The following is a 19,111-nucleotide window of genomic DNA, read 5'->3' as shown; positions in this document are numbered from 1 at the left end:
GGCCATAAGTGCGGCCTGATCTTGAGGAAAAGGGCCGCCGCGACGGCCCCGGGAGGATGGCATGACACGACTGGCCCGGGCGCTCGCCCGCACGACCACGCTGGCCGCCGGCCTGGCCCTCGCCCTCGCCGCGCAGGCGCAGGCGCAGGGCCAGAAGGGCGTCTCCGACGGCGTGGTGAAGATCGGCATCCTCAACGACCAGTCGGGCGTCTACGCCGATTTCGGCGGTCGCGGCTCCATCGAGGCCGCCCGGATGGCGGTCGAGGATTTCGGCGGCAAGGTGCTGGACGCGCCGATCCAGATCGTCGACGCCGACCACCAGAACAAGCCCGACATCGCCTCGAACGTCGCGCGCCAGTGGTACGACACCGACAAGGTCGACGCCATCATGGAGCTGACGACCTCCTCGGTGGCGCTCGCCGTGCAGGGCCTGTCGCGGGAGAAGAAGAAGATCACCATCGTGGACGGCGCCGCCACCACGGACCTCACCGGCAAGCAGTGCTCGCCCTACGGCTTCCACTGGGCCTACGACACCCACGCCCTCGCGGTCGGCACCGGCGGCTCCCTGGTCGAGACCGGCGGCGACGCCTGGTTCTTCCTCACCGCCGACTACGCCTTCGGCACCGCGCTCCAGGCCGACACCAGCAAGTACGTCGAGGCCAAGGGCGGCAAGGTCGTGGGCAGCGTGCGCCACCCGCTCAGCGCCCAGGACTTCTCCTCGTTCCTGCTCCAGGCCCAGGGCTCGGGCGCCAAGATCATCGGGCTGGCGAATGCCGGCCTCGACACCTCGAACTCGATCAAGCAGGCGGCGGAGTTCGGCATCGTGCAGGGCGGGCAGCGCCTCGCCGCGCTCCTGTTCACGCTGGCCGAGGTGCACGGCATCGGCCTCAAGGCCGCCCAGGGCATCGTGCTGACCGAGGGCTACTACTGGGACCTCGACGACCAGGCCCGCGGCTTCGCCAAGCGCTACATGGCCCGCTTCGGCAAGATGCCGAGCATGATCCAGGCCGGCACCTACTCCTCGGTGCAGCACTACCTCAAGGCCGTGAGGGCCGCCGGCACCGACGAGACCGAGGCGGTGGCGGCCAAGATGCGGGAGCTGCCGGTCGACGACTTCTTCGGCCGCGGCGGCAAGGTCCAGGCCAACGGCCGCATGGTCCACGACATGTACCTGTTCCAGGTCAAGTCGCCGGCCGAGTCGAAGGCGCCGTGGGACTACTACAAGCTGCTCGCCACCATCCCGGGCGACAAGGCCTTCCTGTCGGCCAAGGACAGCGGCTGCCCGCTGACGCAGTGACGGGCGGAGGGGCCCCGCGACGCCGGCGGCGTCGCGGGGCCCCTCGCGGTCAGGTCACGCGGCCGCGGCGAGGTCCTCGCCGCGCTCCGCGCGCGGCACGGCGTAGACCCCGTCGCCCGCCCAGGCCTGCGCCGGCACCAGGGCGACCCGGAGCGTGAAGGCGCCCGCGACGCCCTCCCACAGGTCGGCGGGGAGCTGCGCGTCGCCGTCGGTCCAGCGCCAGGTGTCGCCGGCGCCCCCTTGCGCGAAGCTGAATCCCGCCGAGAGCCGCGGGTCGTCGGCCGCCAGGCTGCGGGCGACCTCGCCCTCGATCGACAGGCCGCGCAGCGGCACGCCGAGGCGGCGCGAATCGCCCGTCGCCGGATCGAGCCCGGCCGGCGCGAAGGTGCGCGAGACGAGGCGCACCGCGCGCGTCCCGGCGGGCAGCGCGAAGCGGGCCGTCGCGCCCTCCATCACGGGCCGGATCACGACCCCGTCGGCGACCGCGCGCAGGTCGGGATCGGCCGTGATGGTCCAGCCGAGCGCCGCGGCCCGGGCGGCGAGCCGCGCCCTGACCGCCCGCACGATCGCGCCCTCCTGGATCAGCGGCCGGCAGAAGTCGCCGTGGGCGCGGGGCGCGAAGTCCGGGTGCAGGACCGCGTGCTCAGCCCCGTTCGCGAAGGCGGCCCGGACCCCGGTGTCGAGGAAGCTCTCGGAGGGCAGGCCCTCGGCCAGCAGGATCTCGTGGCCGTCGAGCTCGACGTGCCAGTAGCCGACCTCGTCCACCGGCACCTGCGCCACGGTGGCGTCGTTCATCAGGTGCTTGACCGGAATCAGCACCTCGTCGAGGACGCTGACGCAGACGGCGTGGTCGGGCGAGAGCCAGAGGTCGCGGGCGGGCAGCCCCTCTCCGAACGCGCCGGCGCGGACGCGCACCGGCCAGACCGCCCGCGGCTCGGGGTGGCGCGCGCAGTCGACGCGCCGGTGCCCGATCCAGCGCACCGGCCGCTCGGCGCCCGAGGCCGTGACGACGCGGTCGCCGACCGCCAGGTGCTCGACCGCGACCTCGCCGCGCGCGGTCCGGATCCGCGTGCCGGTGACGAAGCACGGGGGAGTGTTGGGGCCGACCGGAGCGGTCACGTTGGCAGTGTTGATCGGCGTCAGGACGCTGAGGTCGGGAAGGGCCGCGGCGCCCGTCACGCCGATCGTCACCGGCGTCAGGAGGCCGGCGCCGCTCACGCCGAAATAGTAGACGTAGTCGCCGTTCTGCGCCGGGCTGAAGCCCAGGTAGGTGCCGCTCGCGCCCGTGTAGGCCACGTTGGCGATGTTGAGGTTGACGCTGACCGGGGAGTTCGGCTGGTCGATGGTGCCGTTGATGGTGACGGGCGTGGCGCCCGAGAGCAGTGACGTGCCGGTGAAGCTGTTGAGCACGAGCGCGCCGGTGGTGGCTTGAGCGGCGCCGAAAGTCGTGTTGTCGAAGGTAACGGCCATGGTGATTCCTCGGAAGCGGGTGCGCGTCCCGACAGTGCAATCTGAGATTGCATTGTCAATCAACATGCCGCGACCCCGCGCCCGCTCGCCCGCGTTCTCCAGGTGCTGTGTCCAGAATACAACTACTGATTGATGGCCCCGTCGGGCGCGGCCGTCAGGCCGCCTGGGGCCGCGTCACCTTGCGCTCGATCGCGTCCCAGGCCGCCGCCGCGAGGTCGGGGCCGCCCAGGCGCCGGATCGCCCGGATGCCCGTCGGCGAGGTGACGTTGATCTCCGTGAGGTTCCCGTCGATGACGTCGATCCCGACCACGATCAGGCCGCGGCGGCGCAGCTCCGGGCCGATGGCCGCGCAGATCTCGCGCTCCCGCCCGCTCAGCGCCGTGGCGCCGCCGGTGCCGCCCCGGACCATGTTGGAGCGGATGTCGTTGGCCGCCGGCACCCGGTTGACGGCGCCGAGGGGCTCGCCGTCGATCAGGATGATGCGCTTGTCGCCCTCCGTGATCTTCGGCAGGAAGCGCTGCACCACCCAGGGCTCGCGGAACGTCACCGCGAAGAGGTCGTACATCGAGCCGAAATTCGGGTCGTCGGGCAGCACGCGCAGCACCGCCGCGCCGCCGTGGCCGTGCAGGGGCTTCATCACCACGCTGCCGTGCTCGGCCCGGAAGGCCTCGATCTCCTGCTTGTCGCGGGTGATCAGGGTCGGCGGCATCAGCTCCGGGTAGGCGGTGACGAAGAGCTTCTCGGGCGCGTTGCGCACCTCGAAGGGGTCGTTCACCACCAGCGTGCGCGGGTGGATGCGCTCCAGGAGGTGGGTCGCCGTGATGTAGGCGAGGTCGAAGGGCGGGTCCTGGCGCATCAGCACCACGTCGGCCGTGGCGAGGTCGATGCGCTCCGGGGCTCCCAGAGTCGCGTGCGCGCCCTCGACGTCCTGCACCCGCAGGGGCTCGACCCGGGCGGTGACGCGCCCGTCGCGCATCGAGAGCCGGTCCGGCGTGTAGTGCAGCAGGGTGTGGCCGCGGGCCTGCGCCTCGAGCAGCAGCGCGAAGGTGGTGTCGCCGGCGATGCGGATCGCCTGGATCGGGTCCATCTGGACCGCGACGGTGAGGGCCATGTCGGGGGTGTCCTCCGGTCGCCCGGGTTATCGGGCGCGGGCGCCGGGATGGCAACGGGCGAGGGCGGCCGGGAGCGGTCCCGGACGAAGGAGGCGTTCCGGGACGATGGTGGAGGTCCCGCACGAAGGAAGGCCCCGCCCGCGGTCCGCGGGCAGGGCCTCAAGTTCGAGGGAGGAAACGCCCATGAGGGCTGCCTCCGGGCTTGCAAGTCGCGCGCCAGAATCCTGCGCGGCCCGCCCTGCCTCGCGGGATCAGGCCGCCTTGCGGTTGACGTTGCTCTGCGCGAGGGCGGTGAGGGCCTTGTCGGTCGCCTTCTCCTCCTCGAGGGTCTGCTGGAGCGGCGCCACGACGTCGGAATGCCCGAGCTGCTGGGCGAACGCGATCAGGGTGCCGTAGCGGGTGATCTCGTAGTGCTCGACCGCCTGGGCGGCGGCCAGCATGGCGGCGTCGAGCACCTGCTTGTCGTCGGTGTCGCCGATGATCTCCTCGGCCTCGGCGACGATGCCGTCCATGGCGGCGCAGCGCACGCCCTTGGCCGGCAGGCCGAGCGTCTGGAACACCTGGTCGAGCCGCTTGATCTGCCCCTCCGTCTCGCGCAGGTGCGTCTCGAACCCCTGCTTGAGCTGCGGGTCCGTCGCCTTGGCGATCATCTTCGGCAGCGCCTTGGTGATCTGCTGCTCGGCGTAGTAGATGTCCTGCAGCATGTGATGGAAGAGATCTTCCATGGTCTTGATCGGCTTCGAGAATAGGCCCATCGCGGGTGCTCCTCAGGCTTGGTTCGTGCTGGCAGGGGACGCGGCAGCCGGGATCGACGACGGCGTCGATGCGCCGATGGTGGTGCGCTGGCGGCCCGCTCTGCCGGGGGAACGTCGCCCCGGAGGACCGGTTCCTGAAAAACTCCGGGAGGGTATCGGCCCGGCCGGGGCGGGCTCAGCCCTCCGGGTCCTCGGCCGGCCAGGCCACGATGCGGTCGGGCAGCTCGTCGGTGGTGAACTCCTCCTCGTGGCCGCTGACCCGGCCGCTGACCGAGATGCCGGCCTCGTGCACGGTCCGGCGCGTCCCCGAGACCAGGGGGTGCCACCAGGGCAGGTCGCGCCCGTCGCGCACCAGGCGGTAGCCGCAGGTCGGCGGCAGCCAGGTCAGCGCGCGCACGGTCTCGGGCGTCAGGCGGACGCAGTCGGCCACCCGGCGCTGGCGCTGCTCGTAGTCGCGGCAGCGGCAGGTCCCCGCGTCGAGGAGCGTGCAGCCGATGTCGGTGTGGTGGATCTCCCCGGTGTCCTCGTCCTCGAGCTTCAGGAGGCAGCAGCGGCCGCAGCCGTCGCAGAGGCTCTCCCACTCCGCGGCGCTCAGCTCCTCCAGGGTCTTCCCGCGCCAGAACGGCGTCTGCGCCTTGAGGGAGGCTTGTGGGCGCGGGGCCGCGGCTGCTTTGGGGGCTCTGGACACGGCGATCTCGGGCGAGGGCCCCCGCGCGGGCGTCCTTGGTCTGCAAGAGGCGTGGCGCGGCGCACGGCTTGTCGGGGCGATGGCGCCGGTCTGCCCCGCCCGGCGCCCGAGGGCAAGCCGCGGTCCGCGCCATCGGTAGTCCTGCGACCTCGTGTCGGGCCGGGGACGGGCCATATTGGCCGCAGGGCCGGGGTCGCCCGCCTCCCGGCCGCCTTGGTCTCGCGCTAGCGTGCGAGGCTTGGTAGATCTGGAGCGCCCGCAGAGTCGCGGGCCGTCAAGGAAGTCGTCGCCGTGCCCCTGAACCGGCTCACCTCGTTCTGGACGCGCCTCGGGCGCGGTGCGCTCGGCTTCGACGCCTGGCTGAATGCGGGCCTGTACGACGGCGGCCGCTCCTTCGGCGACGCCTACGCCCGCGTCGCGGAGGCGATGCAGCGGCGCTTCGGCGCCCGGGGCGCGAAGCGCGTCGTGCTCGACCTCGCCAGCGAGGGCGTGACGCTCGGGCTCGGCGCCGGGGTGGTGATGCTGACCCTGGCCCAGCCGGCCTTCAACCAGACGAGCGAGAACTGGCTCAAGGCCCAGGACCTCGCGGTGACGTTCCTCGACCGCTACGGCGTCGAGGTCGGCCGGCGCGGCATCAAGCACGACGATTCGCTGCGCATCGACGAGTTCCCCGACATCCTGGTCAAGGCCCTGATCTCGACCGAGGACCGGCGCTTCTACGAGCACTGGGGCATCGACCCGATCGGCACGCTCCGGGCCGTGACCGTGAACGCGCGCGGGGGCGGCCACGTCCAGGGCGGCTCCTCCCTGACCCAGCAGCTCGCCAAGAACCTCTTCCTGTCGAACGAGCGCTCGCTCGAGCGCAAGGTCAACGAGGCGTTCCTGGCGCTCTGGCTCGAATCGCACCTGTCCAAGAACGAGATCCTGAAGCTCTACCTCGACCGCGCCTACATGGGCGGGGGCACCTTCGGGGCGGCGGCCGCGGCCGACTACTACTTCGGCAAGAACCTGAAGGACATCTCGCTGGCCGAGGCCGCCATGCTGGCGGGCCTGTTCAAGGCGCCGACGAAGTACGCGCCGCACGTCAACCTGCCGGCGGCCCGCGCCCGGGCGGCGGACGTGCTGCACAACATGGTGGAGGCCGGCTACCTCACCGAGGGCCAGATCCAGTCGGCCCTGCGCAACCCGGCGACCCCGGTGACCCGCTCGCGCGACATCAGCGCCGACTACTACCTCGACTGGGCCTTCAACGAGATCAAGAAGCTCGCCGACGAGGGCAAGCTGAAGAAGGAGCGGGTCCTGGTGGTCAAGACGCCGCTCGACCTGTCGATCCAGAAGCGGGCCGACCAGGCGGTGGAGAACGTCCTGCGCCAGTTCGGCGACGCCTTCGACGTCGAGCAGGCCGCCCTCGTGACGATGGATCCCGACGGCGGCGTGCGGGCGATGGTGGGCGGGTCCGATTACGGCCAGAGCCAGTTCAACCGCGCCACCGACGCCCTGCGCCAGCCCGGCTCCTCGTTCAAGCCCTACGTCTACGCCGCCGCGCTCTCGACCGGGCAGTGGCGGCCCGACAGCCGTGTGGTCGACCGGCCGGTCTGCATCGGCAACTGGTGCCCGGCGAATTATGGCCGCTCCTTCGCGGGCGCGATGCCGCTGTGGATCGCCGTGGCGAAATCGATCAACACCATCCCGGTGCAGTTCTCGATCGCCATGGGCAAGGCCATGGGCGAGACCCACGAGGCCCGGGCCGCCAAGCTCGGCCGGGCCAAGATCATCGACACCGCCCACAGGATGGGCCTGACCACCAATCTCGTCGACTCGGTCTCGCTGCCGATCGGCTCGGCCGAGGTGACGGTGATCGACCAGGCCGCCGGCTACGCGGTCTTCGCCAACGGGGGCCGGCGGGCGAAGCCCTACGCGGCCGTCGAGATCCGCACCGGCGCCGGCGAGGTGATCTACCGCCACGACACGAGCGAGCCGCCCCCCGAGCAGGTGCTCTCCACCCGCGTCGTCGGCGACATGAACTACATGCTGAACAAGGTCGTGGACGAGGGCACGGGGCGCAAGGCGGGCATCGAGGGCGTGCGGACGGCGGGCAAGTCCGGCACCACGAACGCCTACCGGGACGCCTGGTTCGTCGGCTTCACCGGCAACCTCGTCACGGCCGTCTGGTACGGCAACGACGACCACACCTCGACCAAGAACATGACCGGCGGCTCCCTGCCGGCGATGACCTTCCACGAGGTGATGGCGCCGGCCCACCAGGGCATCGAGCTCAAGCCCATGCCGGGCTTCGAGGCCGACAGGCCGGGCGCCCAGGCGGCCAAGGCCGCGACGCCCGCAGCCCCCGCCCCGGGCGCACCCTCCGGGGCGATCTCGCGGCGCTCCTTCGAGGTCCTGGGCGGCATCGGCAACCTCTTCCGCGCCGTCGAGAGCGCCCCGCCCGGCCGCGCCGCCCTGAAGGCGGACGCACCCGGCCCGGTGGCGGAGGGCGCCCGGGCGGTCGGCGGCCGCATCGCCATGCCGTGAGGGCGCGGGGCGGCCCCGCCCGCGGCCGCGCGGGGGCCGGTCCCGCGCAAAAAGCCGTTCAACCCGGGGCCCCATCTGCTGTAGACAGGGCCGCGATGCTGGCTGAGAGACTCGCCCGGGCCCCCGCCGACATGGCGGCGCGCGCCGCCCCCCTCCGGCCCCGCCTGCGGCGGGGCCTCGCGTGGATGCGCCGCTCGGGCCTCGACCCGCGGCGCGCCGGCACGGTCGGGCTCGTGGTCTACGCCCTCGGGCTCGGCGCCGGGCTCGGGCTCGCCAGCGCCAACTGGGCCACCCGCGGCCGCTATCCCTTCGGGGGCATCGCGCTCAACGCCTGGACCGCCTGGCCGCGGATCGGCTCGCGCGACGCCGACCCCTACGTGCGGGCGATCCACGCCCGCACCGGCGAGATCCCGATCGCCCTCGGCGAGGGCCTGCTGCTCACCGCGCTCACCGACGATGCGGGCCGCCGCCTCGATCCCTCGTGCCGCTACGCGATCGCCGGCGCCACGCCCCCGGCCCGGGCCTGGACCCTCACGGTCGAGCGCCGGCGGCGGGCCAAGGCCGCCCCGGAGGCGGGCGGGCCCCCGCCCCGCACCGGCTTCACCTCGACCGAGATCCTGCGCGACCGCTCCGGCCGCTTCGCCATCGCGCTGAGCCCGACCGTGCAGCCGGGCAACTGGCTGCCGATGCCGGCGGGCGACGGCTCGATCCGGCTGGTGCTGCGCCTCTACGACACGCCGGTGGCGGCCAGCACCGGCGTGCTGGAGCGCGAGGGCGTGCCGTCGATCACCCGGGAGGGCTGCCCGTGACCCCCGCCGGGCGCTTCCTCCTCGCCACCCTGTGCGGGCTCGTGCTCGCCGGGATCGTCCACGTCGCGGTCGTGCTGGCGATCCCCTACCTGTCGACCAGCGACGCGCTCTCCCGCTCGCGCGCGACCCTCGCCAACGACACCGCCGTGCTGATCCACGCCGCCGAGGTCAGCGGCCCGCCGGAGGCCGCGGAGGGCTGGCTGCCGCCCCAGGACCCGGCGACGGCGGTGGGCGTCTGCGCCTACGACCTCGCGGACGGCCCGGTGCGGATCTCGGCCGAGACCGGCCCGCTGTTCGAGTCGCTCTCGGTGCACGGGCGCGGCGGCGCCTTCTACGCGGTCACCGACCAGGCGGCGCTGCGCGGCAACATCGAGCTCGTGATCATGACCCGGCGCCAGTTCGACGAGGCGCTCGCCAACGCGGACGAGGACGAGCGCAACCGCGACGTCCGCATCGTGGCGCCGAGCCGCGAGGGCTTCGTGGCGGTGCGGGCGCTCGCCGCCCTGCCGAGCCAGCAGGCCCTCGCCAACCAGACCGCCCGCTCGGTCTCCTGCACCATCGACGCGGACGAGTGAGGCCGGCGCCGCCGCGCCGTCAGGGCCTGCGCCGTCAGGCGCCGTCCTCGGCGTCCGTCCCGGCCTCGTCCTCGACGTCGCGGCAGCCCTGCTCGACGCGCCGGAGCAGGTCGAGGAGCACGTCCCGCTCCCCGGGGCCGAGATAGGTTGCGATCCGCTCCTCGTGCGCGGCCTCGCGCCGGTGCAGCTCGGCCATCAGGCCCTCCCCGGCCGCGGTGAGGAAGAGGGCGTGCGAGCGCCGGTCGGCGGGAGCGGGCGCGCGCCGCACGAGGCCGCGGCCCTCCAGCTCGTCGAGCAGCGGCCCGACATTGGTCCGCTTGATGCCGATGATCGCCCCGACCTGGCTCGGCTTGAGGCCCGGGTTCCCCTCGATGACGTTCAGCACGCCGAGCTGGGTCTGGCGCACGCCGAGGTCGGAGAAGATCTGGACGAAGCTGCGGGAGATCGCGACCTGCGTGCGGCGCAGGGAGTAGCCGAGCAGCCCCTCGAGATGGGCCAGGCCGAGATGGGCTGTGTGCAACGCTGACGTGCCTTCTCGCCGGAATCGTGCCGCCACCTGCCCAAGATCGCCGCCCGAGGCAAGCCCCGCCCGAGGCAAGCCCCGCCCGAGGCAAGCCCCGCCGGGCGTCCGGGCGCCGCCTCCCCGCGCGAGGACCCTCGCGCGAGGGTCCCCCCCGCGCGAAGCCTCTTCTCGGCCGGGCCGCCCGCAGGCATCATCGCGGCGGAGCGGCGGCCCGCGCGGCCGCCGGGCAAGGACGGCCGATCGCGCGACCGGACCGCGAGGGTTCACGCCATGCAGGTTCGCTTCTTTGGAACCCGCGGGTCCCTGCCCGTCCCCGGACCGCGCACGATCCGCTACGGCGGCAACACCTCCTGCGTCGCCCTGCGCTCCGACCGCGGCACCCTCGTGGTGCTCGACATGGGCACGGGCGCCTACGCGCTCGGCCAGGAGCTGAGCGCCAGGGGGCACCCGGTGCGCGGCCACGTGCTGATCACCCACACCCACTGGGACCACATCCAGGGCGTGCCGTTCTTCGCCCCCTTCTTCGCCCCGGGCAACGAGTGGGACATCTACGCGCCGCGCGGGCTCGGCGCCTCCCTGCGGGAGACCCTCTCGGGCCAGATGCAGTACAGCTACTTCCCGGTGGCGCTGGAGCAGCTCGGGGCCACGATCCGCTACCACGAGCTCGTCGAGGGCACCCTGACGCTCGGCGAGGACGACGACGTCGCGGTCGAGACCCATTACCTCAACCACCCGGCCCTGACGCTGGGCTACCGCCTGGAGGCCGACGGGGCCACGGTGGTCTACGCCCTCGACCACGAGCCCTACAGCAGCAGCACCGCGGGCGGCGAGGGCGCGCTCGAGGGGCAGGACCGGCGGCACGCCGACTTCCTGCGCGGCGCCGACCTCGTGATCCACGACGCGCAGTACACGGCGGCGGAGTACCCGGCGAAGATCGGCTGGGGCCACAGCCCGGTCGAGTACGCGCTGCGCGTCGCCCGCGAGGCCGGCGCCCGGCGCCTCGCCCTGACGCACCACGACCCGCAGCGGGACGACGACAGCCTCGACGCCCTGGTGGCGCGATACCGCCGGCAGGCGGGGGAGCCGCCGGTGGCGGTGTTCGCGGCCGCGGAGGGGCAGGTGGTCGACCTCTCGGCCGCCCGCCGCGCCGCGCCCGCGGACGGGCGCGCCCGCTCCGCCCGGGAGCCCGTGACGCCGGCCCTCACCGCCCAGGCGGTGGTCCTCGCGGCCTCCGACCCCGCCGAGGCCGCCCGCCTCGCGGCGATCCTGCGCGGCGACGGGATCGGCGTCCACGAGGCCGCCTTCGCGGCGGGGGCGGTCGCCGCCGCCGTGGCGCGCCACCGGCCGGCCCTCGCGGTGCTGGAGACCGGCGAGGCCGGCCGGGCCGGCCTCGCGGCGATCTGCGGCGCCGTGCGCTCCCTCGGCCCCCTGGGGCGCGACCTGCCCATCGTGCTGGCGACGCCGTGCGCGGACCGGTGCGGCGACGAGGCGCTCGGGATCAGCGACCGGCTGGTGGCGCCCTACACGGCGAGCTACGCCCGCACCCGCTTCCGCGCCTGGCTGATGCGCACCGCCTGCCGCTGGGTGCGGGCCGAGACCCCGGTCCTCGAGAGCGAGCGCCTCGCCGCCCTCGACGGCCTGAACCTCCTCGACACCGCGCCCGAGGCGCGCTTCGACCGCCTCGTCACCCTGGCGGCGCACGTGCTGGCGGTGCCCTACGTCGCCCTGTCCCTCGTCGGGGAGGACCGGCAGTGGTTCAAGGCCGCGCACGGCTTCGCCTTCCGGGAGACACCCCGCGACGTCTCGCTGTGCGCCCACGCGGTGGCGGCCTCCGAGGCGAGCGGCCGGGCGGTGCCGCTCATCGTGCCCGACACGCTGCTCGATGCCCGCTTCGCCGACAACCCGGCCGTGACCGGTCCGCCGTCCCTGCGCTTCTACGCCGGCCAGCCCCTGGTGCTGCGCGACGGCCGCTGCATCGGGACGCTCTGCGTCGCCGACACCCGCCCGCGCACCCTCGACGAGGAGGCGGCGACCCACCTGCGCTGGCTGGCGGACCTCGCGCTGCGCGAGATCGAGCCGGAGCCGCGCGGCGCCCCCGCGCCGGAGCCGCGCGGCGCCCCCGCGCCGGGGCCGTGACGCGCCCCGGAGCCGTGGCCGCGCGGCGCCCCGGCCTCAGAGCCGCGTCACCACGACCTCGAGGTACTCGCCCGGCACCACCATGGACGCGTCGCCCGAGCGGTTGAACCGGCCGACCAGGTCGAGGAGATCCTGGGCGAGGGCCGCCTGGCGCTCCGGCTCGAGGGCCGCGAAGGCCTTGAGCACCGGCCCGTAGCAGGTCCGGAACACCGCGAGCCAGTGGGCGGGGGAGCGGTACCGGAAGACGTAGTGGCGCGGCACCGCCGCGATCGCGTGCGGCCCGAACAGGGCGTTCAGGCGCTCCGGCGTGCCCCACAGGGCCGGCGACCCGACTCCGGCGGGCGGCGGGACGTGCGCGCCGATGGTCCTGAAGAGCTGCCCGACGAACCCCTCCGGCGTCCAGTTGGCGAGGCCGATCCGGCCGCCGCGCCGGCAGACGCGCAGCAGCTCGGCCGCCGCCCGCTCCGGGTCGGGGGTGAACATCACCCCGAAGGTGGACACGACGACGTCGAAGCTCGCCTCGGGAAACGGCAGCGCCTCGGCATCGGCCTCCCGGCAGGTGATCGCGAGGCCGTCCGCCTCGGCGCGGGCTTGGGCGCGCGCGAGCAGGGCCGGCACGTAGTCGCTCGCCACCACCTCGCACCAGCGCCGCGCCGCCGCGAGCGAGGCGTTGCCGTTGCCGGCCGCGACGTCGAGCACCCTCTGGTGCGAGCGCAGGTCGAGGGTCTCGCACAGGGTCTCGCCGACGATCTGCAGCGTGCTGCCGACCACCGCGTAGTCGCCGGACGACCACGTGCCCCTCTGGCGGGCCTTGAGGGCGTCGAGGTCGGGCCGGGCGGCCGGGAGGCTTTGACTCGTCGGGGCGGCGTCGGGCACCATGGCGGTCCTCCGTTCGGGCGGCGGTCGGGCAGGACCGCGGGACGCCCGTGCGATGCGGCGGTCGGATCCGGCGCGCGCCGTGACCGTCGCCCGGACGAGTAGCGGCCGCACGTGGAGGCGAGCGTGGGACGCGGCGTGGAAGTGCCCGTGGAATCGCCCGGGCCGGCATTCCCGCGGGACCTCCCCCCGGTCGAGCTCCGCATGCTCGGCCCGCTCCGCCTGTGCCGGCACGGCGCCCCCCGGGAGCTGCCGGCCTCGCGGAAGGTGCGGGGCCTCCTCGCCTACCTGGCCCTGGCGCCGCGCCCCGTCCCGCGCGGCCAGCTCTGCGCGCTGCTGTGGGACGTCCCCGACGATCCGCGGGGCGAACTGCGCTGGTGCCTGAGCAAGATCCGGCGCCTCGTCGACGAGCCCGGCGCGGCCCGGGTCGTGACCGCGGCGGACACCGTGGCCCTCGACCTGTCGGGCTGCGCGGTCGACGCCGGCAGGGTCGCGCTGGCGGCCCGGCGGGGCGTCGCCGCGCTCGCCACGGCGGAGCTTCGGGCGCTCGCCGGGGCCTTCGCCGGAGAGGTCCTGGAGGACCTCGCGATCGACCGCAGCCCCGCCTTCACGGCCTGGCTCACCGCGCAGCGCCGGCGCTTCCGCGCCTGCCGCGCCGCCCTGCTGGAGGAGCTGGTCGGGCGGGTCCCGGACGACGAGCGGCTCGGGCTCCTCGAGCCGTGGCTCGCCCTCGCGCCCCTCGACCCCCGCGTCCACGCCCTGCTGCTCGCGGCGCTCGCCCGGCAGGGCCTCGCCCGCGAGGGCGAGGAGCACCTGGCGGCGGCGGTCCGGCTGTTCGAGGCCGAGGGGCTCGACGCCGCCCCGCTCGACGCCGCGTGGCGGGCGGCCCGGGATCGGCGGGAGGGCGCGCCCCCCGCGCGCGCCGCCGCCCCGGAGGCCGGCCGGGACGATGCCGGGCCCCCGGCGCCGCGCCGGGCCTCGGTCGCGGTGATGCCCTTCGCGGACGCCGCGGCCGTGATCGGCTCCCGCGGCGGGACCGCCCACGCGCTCGCCCACGACGTGATCACGCGCCTCGCCAAGCTCCGGACGTTGCTCGTGATCGCGCAAGGCACGGTCTTCGCCCTCGACGCGCGGCGGGTCGGGCCCGAGGAGGCCGGCCGGATGCTGAACGTCGACTACGTCGTCGGCGGCTCGGTGCGGCGGCACGGGGCCCGCCTCGCCGTCGCGGTCGAGCTCGTCGAGGCGCGGACCGCCCGGATCGTCTGGGCCGAGGTCTTCGACGGCGGGCTCGACGCCACCCTCGAGGTCCTCGACGCGATCGGCGACGGGATCGTCGCCTCCGTGGCCGGGGAGATCGAGGCCTGCGAGCGCAACCGCGCGATCCTGCGGCCGCCCCACTCGCTCGACGCCTGGGAGGCGCATCACCGCGGCCTCTGGCACATGTACCGCTTCAACCGCCCCGACAACGGCCTGGCCCGGCACTTCCTCGAGGTGGCGGTGGGCCGCGACCCGACCTTCGCGCGGGCGCACGCGGCCCTGTCCTTCACGCATTTCCAGGACGCGTTCCAGGGCTGGGCGCCGCGGGAGCGGGCGGCCGACCTCGCCTTCGCGGCGGCCGGGCAGAGCCTGATGGCGGACGACCGGGATCCCGCCGCGCACTGGGCCATGGGCCGCGCCCTCTGGCTGCGGGGCCGCCACGCGCAATCCCTGGTCGAGCTCGACCAGGCCGTGGCCCTGAGCCCCAACTTCGCCCAGGGCCACTACGCCCTCGCCTTCGTCCACTCGCAGACCGGCGACCCGGAGGCCGCCATCGCGTCCTCCGACCACTCGCGCCGCCTGAGCCCGTTCGACCCGCTGCTGTTCGGCATGCTGGGCGCCCGCGCCATGGCGCTGGTGCGCCTCGGGCGCTTCGAGGAGGCCGCCGAGTGGGGCATGAGGGCGGCGGCGCGCCCGAACGCCCACGCGCACATCCAGGCCATCGCGGCCCTGTCCCTCGCGCTCGCCGGCCGCCTCGACGAGGCGCGCGCCCACCTCGCGGTCCTGCGCCGGGACGCGCCGCACTACCGCGCCGCGGATTTCCTCGCCGCGATGCAGTTCGCGCCCGAGGGCGTCCGGCTGTTCCGCGACGGGGCGGAGCGCATCGGGATGGGCTGAGCGGGGGCCCGGGGCGTCGGCCCCCGGGCGGGGCCGCCTCAGGCCGGATCGAAGGGGCCGAGATAGTCCCGCTTGCCGATCGCGACGCCGGCCTGCCGCAGGATGTCGTAGGCCGTGGCGACGTGGAAGAAGAAGTTCGGCAGCGCGAAGCCGAGGAGGTAGGCGTCGCCCCGGAAGACCTGCTCGGCCCCGCCGGCCCTCAGGACCACGCTCCGGGCCTCGCTGCCCGCGAGGTGCTCCGGCCCGATGCCCTCGAGGAATGCCAGCGTCCGGGCGATCCGCGCCTGCAGCTCGTCGAAGGTCCGCTCCTCGTCGGGGAAGGACGGAGCCTCGATCCCGCTGAGCCGCGCGGCGGCGAGCTTCGCCGAGTCGCTGGCGCGCTGGACCTGCCCGGCGAGGGGCAGCATGTCGGGCGCCAGGCGGGCCCCGACCAGGTCAGCGGGGTCGAGCCCCTGCGCGGCCGCGTGGTCCTCGCCCTTGCGCAGCAGGGTCGCGAGCACGCGCAGGCCCCGCGACAGGACCGGGACGCAGGCTTGGTGCATCGAGAGGGTCATCGGGTCTCGTTCCTCGGCAGCATTCTTCACGGGTGCGGGCGGCCCCCCGGGGGCTTCCCGGCGGGGGGCTTCCCGGCCCGGGAACCTTCCGGGCGCCGCGCGAGGCCTTCAGAAGGTCTCGACCCAGGGCCGCAGCTCGACCTCCATCGACCAGGCGTCCCGGGGCTGGCGCAGGACCTCGACGTAGGCCCGGGCGACGCCCTCCGGCGTGAGGGTGCTGTCGGGCCGGTCGGCCGGGTCGGGCCGGCGCGCGCTGCGCACCCCGCCGTCGACGACGAAGTGGGCGACGTGGATGCCCTTCGGGCCGAGCTCACGGGCCGCGCTCTGCGCCAGTCCCCGCAGGGCGAACTTGCCCATCGCGAAGGCGGCCGAGTGGGCAAATCCCTTGATGCCCGCGGTGGCGCCGGTGAGCAGGATCGCCCCGTGCCCGCGCGGCACCATGCGGCGCGCCGCCTGCCGGGCGACCAGGAAGCCCCCGTAGGCCGTGACGGCGAGGGCCTGCCGGACCGCCTCCGGGTCGAGCTCCGCGAGGGGGCCGTGGGCCCGGGCGCTGGCGTTGTAGACCACCGCGTCGGGCTCGCCGAGGCGGTCGTCGGCCTCCCGGAAGAGGGCCGCGACGGCGGCCGGGTCCGACGCGTCGGCCGCGAAGGCGAGCGCGCCGGTCTCCTCGGCGAGGGGGGCGAGCTTGCCGGCGTCGCGGGCGGCGAGGCCGACCCGCACGCCCTCGGCGGCGAGGGCCCGGGCCAGGGCGGCGCTGATGCCGGCGCCGGCGCCGACGATGAGGGCGGTGCGGTAGGGCAGGGTCATGGCGGCTCTCCGCGTCAGCGGGCGGGGTGGTCGAAGACCAGGCAGGTCGTGCTCGCGGTGGCGCAGAGGCGGCCGGCCGCATCGGTCAGGCTCGCCTCGGCGACCGCCTGCCGGCGCCCGGCATGGATGATGCGCCCGACGGCCGTCACCGTCCCGGACGCCTCCGTGACCGCCCGCAGGTAGTTCACCTTGATCTCGAGGGTGGTGTAGCCCCGGCCGGCCGGCAGGGTGGAGTGCACGGCGCAGCCCATGACGCTGTCCAGGAGGGTGGCGAGCACGCCGCCGTGCACCGTGCCGATCGGGTTGTAGAGGTGCTCCCCGGCCGGCAGCCGCATCGTCACGCAGCCCGTCTCCGCCGCCGCGAGCGCGATGCCGAGGAGGCTGACGATCGGGGGCGGCGGCACCTCGCCGGCGACCAGCGCCCGCAGGAACGCGAGGCCGTCCCGGCCCTGCGCCGCCGCCGCGATGGCGCGCGGATCGGACCAGGTGACGCTCCGGTGGCGGGACCGCTCGGCCTCGGCCCGGTCCGCGTGTGCTGACGCCGCTGTCATCCCGCCCCTCCGGCCACTTCAATCATGACAGCAATCATGATATGCCAGTCATGATCGCGATCCTGTATGATGTCAACGGGGGCGGGCGGAGGTGCCGGATGAAGGTCACGCGCGAGCAGTTCCTGGAGAACCGGCGCCGCATCCTCGAGGCCGCCGGGCGCCTGTTCCGCGAGAGGGGCTTCTCCGCCGTGACGGTGTCCGAGGTGATGGAGGCGGCCGGGCTGACGCACGGGGGCTTCTACGGCCACTTCGCCTCGAAGGAGGACCTCGCCGCCCAGGCCTGCGCCCACAGCCTGACCCCGGGCGCTGCGCCGGTCCCGCGGACGGCCTCCCTGGCGCGCTTCGTCGACGCCTACCTGTCGCCGGCGCACCGGGACCACCCGGGCGCGGGCTGCGCGCTCGCGGCCCTCGGGGGCGAGATCGGGCGGCAGCCGGAGGCGGTGCGGCGCGCCTTCACGGAGGGGCTCGAGGCCCGCGTCGCGCGCCTCGCAGAGACGGCCGCGCAGGCCGCCGGGAGCGCGCCGGGCGGGGGCCGCCCGGAAGCGCTCGCCACCCTGTCGGGCCTCGTCGGCGCGCTGGTCCTGGCGCGCGCCGTCGACGATCCGGCCCTCTCCGACGAGATCCTGGGCGCCGCCCGGGCCGCCTTCGGGGGCCGGCCGGAGGCCGACGCCCCGGCCTGACCCGCCCGGCCGCCAGAATCCGGCAGGGCTTTGGTAACCCTGATCGGGCCATCCTCGGGAGCGTCCTTGCCCGAGGCCGGTGATGGTGTTGCGTGTTGCGTTCCCGTTCGCCCGGCCCCGGCCGGGCCTCCCGCCGGTCGCGGCGCTCGCGTGGCTGATCGGGGCCGGCGCGGCCGCGGCCGCGGCCGATCCCGGTCCGCCCGTGCCGCCCGCCCTGGTGCCCCAGCCCGCCGCGGCGAGCCAGGAGGCGCCGCGGGAGCCGGTCCGGGACGCCGCCAAGCCGGCCGACGGCCTTCCCCCGGCGCCGGTCCCCCTCCCGGTGGGCCCGGTCCAGCCGATGGCGCCGCCGCAGAGGAAGGTCTCCCGGGAGCTGCCGCCGCTGGTGCTGGCGCGGGTCTCCCAGGACGCGACCCCGACCCTGACGCCCGCGACCTTCCTCGACACCCTCCGGGCGGCCGAGCGCTACCAGGCGATCGTCGAGGCGGGGGGGTGGCCCGCGCTGCCGGCCGACCTGACCCTGAAGCCCGGCGAGCGCGGCCTGGCGGTGCCGGCCCTGCGCCGGCACCTCGTCCTGACCGAGGACCTCGCGCCGGGCGGCCTGGAGGGCGACCTGGCGGATCCCGGCCTCGTCGCGGCGGTGCGGCGGTTCCAGGCCCGCCACGGCCTGCCGGAGACCGGCCTCGTCGGCCGCCAGACCGTGGCGGCCCTCAACGTCCCGGCGGCGACCCGCCAGCGCCAGCTCGCCGCGTCGGCGCACCGCCTGATGGGGTCGAGCTTCGCCTTCGGCGACCGCTACGTGGTGGTCAACATCCCGTCCGCCACCGTCGAGGCGGTGGAGCGCGGGGCCGTCGCGCGCCGCTACGTCGCCGTGGTGGGCAAGCCCGACCGGGCCTCGCCCTCCGTCGAGACCAGGGTCACCAACATCAACTTCAACCCGACCTGGACCGTGCCGGTGTCCCTGATCAAGAAGGACATCATCCCGCACATGCGCAAGGATCCGGGCTATCTCGCCAAGATGCACATCCGGATGCTCGACGGGCAGGGGGCCGAGGTGCAGCCGACCGCGATCGACTGGTCGACCGAGCGGGCGGTGAACTACACCCTGCGGCAGGACCCGGGCTTCGACAATTCCCTCGGCCAGGTGCGGATCGACATGCCGAACCGGCACGCGGTCTACATGCACGACACGCCCTCGAAGAACCTCTTCACCCGCGACGTCCGCTTCCACTCCTCGGGCTGCGTGCGCGTGGCCGACGTCAAGGCGCTGGCGGCCTGGCTCCTCGACGGCACGCCGGGGCCGAGCGGCCCGGGCACGGTCTGGGGACCGATCGAGATCGAGACCGGCATCGCCACGGGCGAGCGCCGCGACATCAAGCTGGCCAGGCCCGTGCCGGTGACCTTCGTGTACCTCACGGGCTACGCCACGCCGGACGGCCGGGCGCATTTCCGCGACGACGTCTACGGGCTCGACAGCGGGCCCGCCAAGGCCGCCCCCGAGGTCGCCGCCACGGGCTCCCTGGCGGGCCCCGCCCCGAGGGCCGCCTCGCCGCCGCGGCCCGCCCCGGCGCCGCGGCCCGAGGCCGGCCCGGCGAAGG

The 19,111-nt window shown here is 74.9% G+C and carries 17 protein-coding genes; 8 read left to right on the top strand and 9 right to left on the bottom strand.

Going from position 1 to position 19,111, the window contains the following annotated elements:
• The first annotated feature begins 61 nt into the window (after positions 1-61).
• Positions 62-1,297, top strand: coding sequence for an ABC transporter substrate-binding protein (locus DT057_RS23455; protein WP_128564522.1), 1,236 nt, complete (start codon positions 62-64; stop codon positions 1,295-1,297).
• Positions 1,298-1,351: 54 nt separating this feature from the next.
• Here the strand turns inward: DT057_RS23455 and DT057_RS23450 are convergent, their stop codons facing one another.
• The 4 genes from DT057_RS23450 to DT057_RS23435 all read right to left on the bottom strand — a co-directional run bounded on the left by DT057_RS23450 (position 1,352) and on the right by DT057_RS23435 (position 5,328).
• Positions 1,352-2,767 (bottom strand): Hint domain-containing protein, encoded by a 1,416-nt coding sequence (locus tag DT057_RS23450; protein ID WP_162501483.1) that lies wholly within the window; start codon positions 2,765-2,767, stop codon positions 1,352-1,354.
• Between the two features lie 154 nt (positions 2,768-2,921).
• The gene (gene gshB / locus DT057_RS23445; RefSeq protein WP_128564520.1) at positions 2,922-3,878 is read right to left on the bottom strand and encodes a glutathione synthase; all 957 of its coding nucleotides are present in this window, start codon (positions 3,876-3,878) and stop codon (positions 2,922-2,924) included.
• A gap of 252 nt (positions 3,879-4,130) precedes the next feature.
• Positions 4,131-4,634: a YciE/YciF ferroxidase family protein gene (locus DT057_RS23440; protein WP_128564519.1), complete on the bottom strand. Its 504-nt coding sequence runs from the start codon at positions 4,632-4,634 to the stop codon at positions 4,131-4,133.
• A gap of 175 nt (positions 4,635-4,809) precedes the next feature.
• Complete coding sequence (locus DT057_RS23435; protein WP_407068151.1) at positions 4,810-5,328, bottom strand: YcgN family cysteine cluster protein; 519 nt, start codon at positions 5,326-5,328, stop codon at positions 4,810-4,812.
• A 285-nt stretch (positions 5,329-5,613) separates the two neighbouring features.
• Here DT057_RS23435 and DT057_RS23430 point away from each other — a divergent pair, with 285 nt between their 5' ends.
• The 3 genes from DT057_RS23430 to DT057_RS23420 all read left to right on the top strand — a co-directional run bounded on the left by DT057_RS23430 (position 5,614) and on the right by DT057_RS23420 (position 9,235).
• Positions 5,614-7,851 carry a transglycosylase domain-containing protein gene (locus DT057_RS23430; protein WP_128564517.1) on the top strand — a complete coding sequence of 746 codons (2,238 nt, stop codon included), beginning with the start codon at positions 5,614-5,616 and terminating at the stop codon, positions 7,849-7,851.
• Between the two features lie 95 nt (positions 7,852-7,946).
• On the top strand, positions 7,947-8,660 hold the full coding sequence (locus DT057_RS23425; protein WP_128564516.1) for a DUF1214 domain-containing protein: 714 nt from the start codon (positions 7,947-7,949) through the stop codon (positions 8,658-8,660).
• Positions 8,657-9,235 (top strand): DUF1254 domain-containing protein, encoded by a 579-nt coding sequence (locus DT057_RS23420; protein WP_128564515.1) that lies wholly within the window; start codon positions 8,657-8,659, stop codon positions 9,233-9,235. Before DT057_RS23425 ends, DT057_RS23420 begins: the two co-directional genes overlap by 4 nt.
• Before the next feature lie 34 nt (positions 9,236-9,269).
• Here the strand turns inward: DT057_RS23420 and DT057_RS35585 are convergent, their stop codons facing one another.
• On the bottom strand, positions 9,270-9,755 hold the full coding sequence (locus DT057_RS35585; protein WP_162501482.1) for a MarR family winged helix-turn-helix transcriptional regulator: 486 nt from the start codon (positions 9,753-9,755) through the stop codon (positions 9,270-9,272).
• A gap of 273 nt (positions 9,756-10,028) precedes the next feature.
• Here DT057_RS35585 and DT057_RS23410 point away from each other — a divergent pair, with 273 nt between their 5' ends.
• Positions 10,029-11,894, top strand: coding sequence for an MBL fold metallo-hydrolase (locus DT057_RS23410; RefSeq protein WP_128564513.1), 1,866 nt, complete (start codon positions 10,029-10,031; stop codon positions 11,892-11,894).
• Between the two features lie 36 nt (positions 11,895-11,930).
• Here DT057_RS23410 and DT057_RS23405 read toward each other — a convergent pair whose 3' ends face one another.
• Positions 11,931-12,773 (bottom strand): class I SAM-dependent methyltransferase, encoded by an 843-nt coding sequence (locus DT057_RS23405; protein ID WP_128564512.1) that lies wholly within the window; start codon positions 12,771-12,773, stop codon positions 11,931-11,933.
• A gap of 201 nt (positions 12,774-12,974) precedes the next feature.
• On the opposite strand from DT057_RS23405, the gene DT057_RS23400 reads away from it, so the two are divergent.
• Positions 12,975-14,924: a transcriptional regulator gene (locus DT057_RS23400; RefSeq protein ID WP_238314291.1), complete on the top strand. Its 1,950-nt coding sequence runs from the start codon at positions 12,975-12,977 to the stop codon at positions 14,922-14,924.
• Between the two features lie 38 nt (positions 14,925-14,962).
• Here DT057_RS23400 and DT057_RS23395 read toward each other — a convergent pair whose 3' ends face one another.
• From DT057_RS23395 to DT057_RS23385, 3 genes are all read right to left on the bottom strand, one after another.
• A complete protein-coding gene (locus DT057_RS23395; protein ID WP_128564510.1) occupies positions 14,963-15,478 on the bottom strand; it encodes a DUF1993 domain-containing protein in 516 nt (171 codons plus the stop codon).
• Between the two features lie 108 nt (positions 15,479-15,586).
• Positions 15,587-16,285 carry an SDR family NAD(P)-dependent oxidoreductase gene (locus tag DT057_RS23390; RefSeq protein ID WP_128564509.1) on the bottom strand — a complete coding sequence of 233 codons (699 nt, stop codon included), beginning with the start codon at positions 16,283-16,285 and terminating at the stop codon, positions 15,587-15,589.
• A 14-nt stretch (positions 16,286-16,299) separates the two neighbouring features.
• A complete protein-coding gene (locus DT057_RS23385; protein ID WP_128564508.1) occupies positions 16,300-16,836 on the bottom strand; it encodes a PaaI family thioesterase in 537 nt (178 codons plus the stop codon).
• A gap of 98 nt (positions 16,837-16,934) precedes the next feature.
• Between DT057_RS23385 and DT057_RS23380 the strand changes: the two genes are divergently transcribed.
• Both DT057_RS23380 and DT057_RS23375 read left to right on the top strand, forming a co-directional pair.
• The gene (locus DT057_RS23380) at positions 16,935-17,516 is read left to right on the top strand and encodes a TetR family transcriptional regulator (protein WP_128564507.1); all 582 of its coding nucleotides are present in this window, start codon (positions 16,935-16,937) and stop codon (positions 17,514-17,516) included.
• 82 nt (positions 17,517-17,598) lie between these two features.
• Positions 17,599-19,111, top strand: a 1,513-nt coding sequence (locus DT057_RS23375; protein ID WP_128564506.1) for a L,D-transpeptidase family protein, incomplete at its 3' end; no start/stop codon positions are given.

Origin of the sequence: Methylobacterium crusticola, assembly GCF_003574465.1 — a bacterium.
GTDB classification, from domain to species: Bacteria; Pseudomonadota; Alphaproteobacteria; order Rhizobiales; family Beijerinckiaceae; genus Methylobacterium; species Methylobacterium crusticola.
The sequence above is the reverse complement of the archived record's forward strand: the minus strand, read 5'-3'. Positions and strand labels throughout refer to the sequence as shown.

Excerpts from the sequence above, each read along its gene's own strand:
- DT057_RS23455 (WP_128564522.1), top strand. The coding sequence starts at position 62 with ATGACACGACTGGCCCGGGCGCTCGCCCGCACGACCACGCTGGCCGCC.
- DT057_RS23450 (WP_162501483.1), bottom strand. The coding sequence starts at position 2,767 with ATGGCCGTTACCTTCGACAACACGACTTTCGGCGCCGCTCAAGCCACC.
- gshB (WP_128564520.1), bottom strand. The coding sequence starts at position 3,878 with ATGGCCCTCACCGTCGCGGTCCAGATGGACCCGATCCAGGCGATCCGC.
- DT057_RS23440 (WP_128564519.1), bottom strand. The coding sequence starts at position 4,634 with ATGGGCCTATTCTCGAAGCCGATCAAGACCATGGAAGATCTCTTCCAT.
- DT057_RS23425 (WP_128564516.1), top strand. The coding sequence starts at position 7,947 with ATGCTGGCTGAGAGACTCGCCCGGGCCCCCGCCGACATGGCGGCGCGC.
- DT057_RS23410 (WP_128564513.1), top strand. The coding sequence starts at position 10,029 with ATGCAGGTTCGCTTCTTTGGAACCCGCGGGTCCCTGCCCGTCCCCGGA.
- DT057_RS23405 (WP_128564512.1), bottom strand. The coding sequence starts at position 12,773 with ATGGTGCCCGACGCCGCCCCGACGAGTCAAAGCCTCCCGGCCGCCCGG.
- DT057_RS23400 (WP_238314291.1), top strand. The coding sequence starts at position 12,975 with ATGCTCGGCCCGCTCCGCCTGTGCCGGCACGGCGCCCCCCGGGAGCTG.
- DT057_RS23395 (WP_128564510.1), bottom strand. The coding sequence starts at position 15,478 with ATGACCCTCTCGATGCACCAAGCCTGCGTCCCGGTCCTGTCGCGGGGC.
- DT057_RS23390 (WP_128564509.1), bottom strand. The coding sequence starts at position 16,285 with ATGACCCTGCCCTACCGCACCGCCCTCATCGTCGGCGCCGGCGCCGGC.
- DT057_RS23385 (WP_128564508.1), bottom strand. The coding sequence starts at position 16,836 with ATGACAGCGGCGTCAGCACACGCGGACCGGGCCGAGGCCGAGCGGTCC.
- DT057_RS23380 (WP_128564507.1), top strand. The coding sequence starts at position 16,935 with ATGAAGGTCACGCGCGAGCAGTTCCTGGAGAACCGGCGCCGCATCCTC.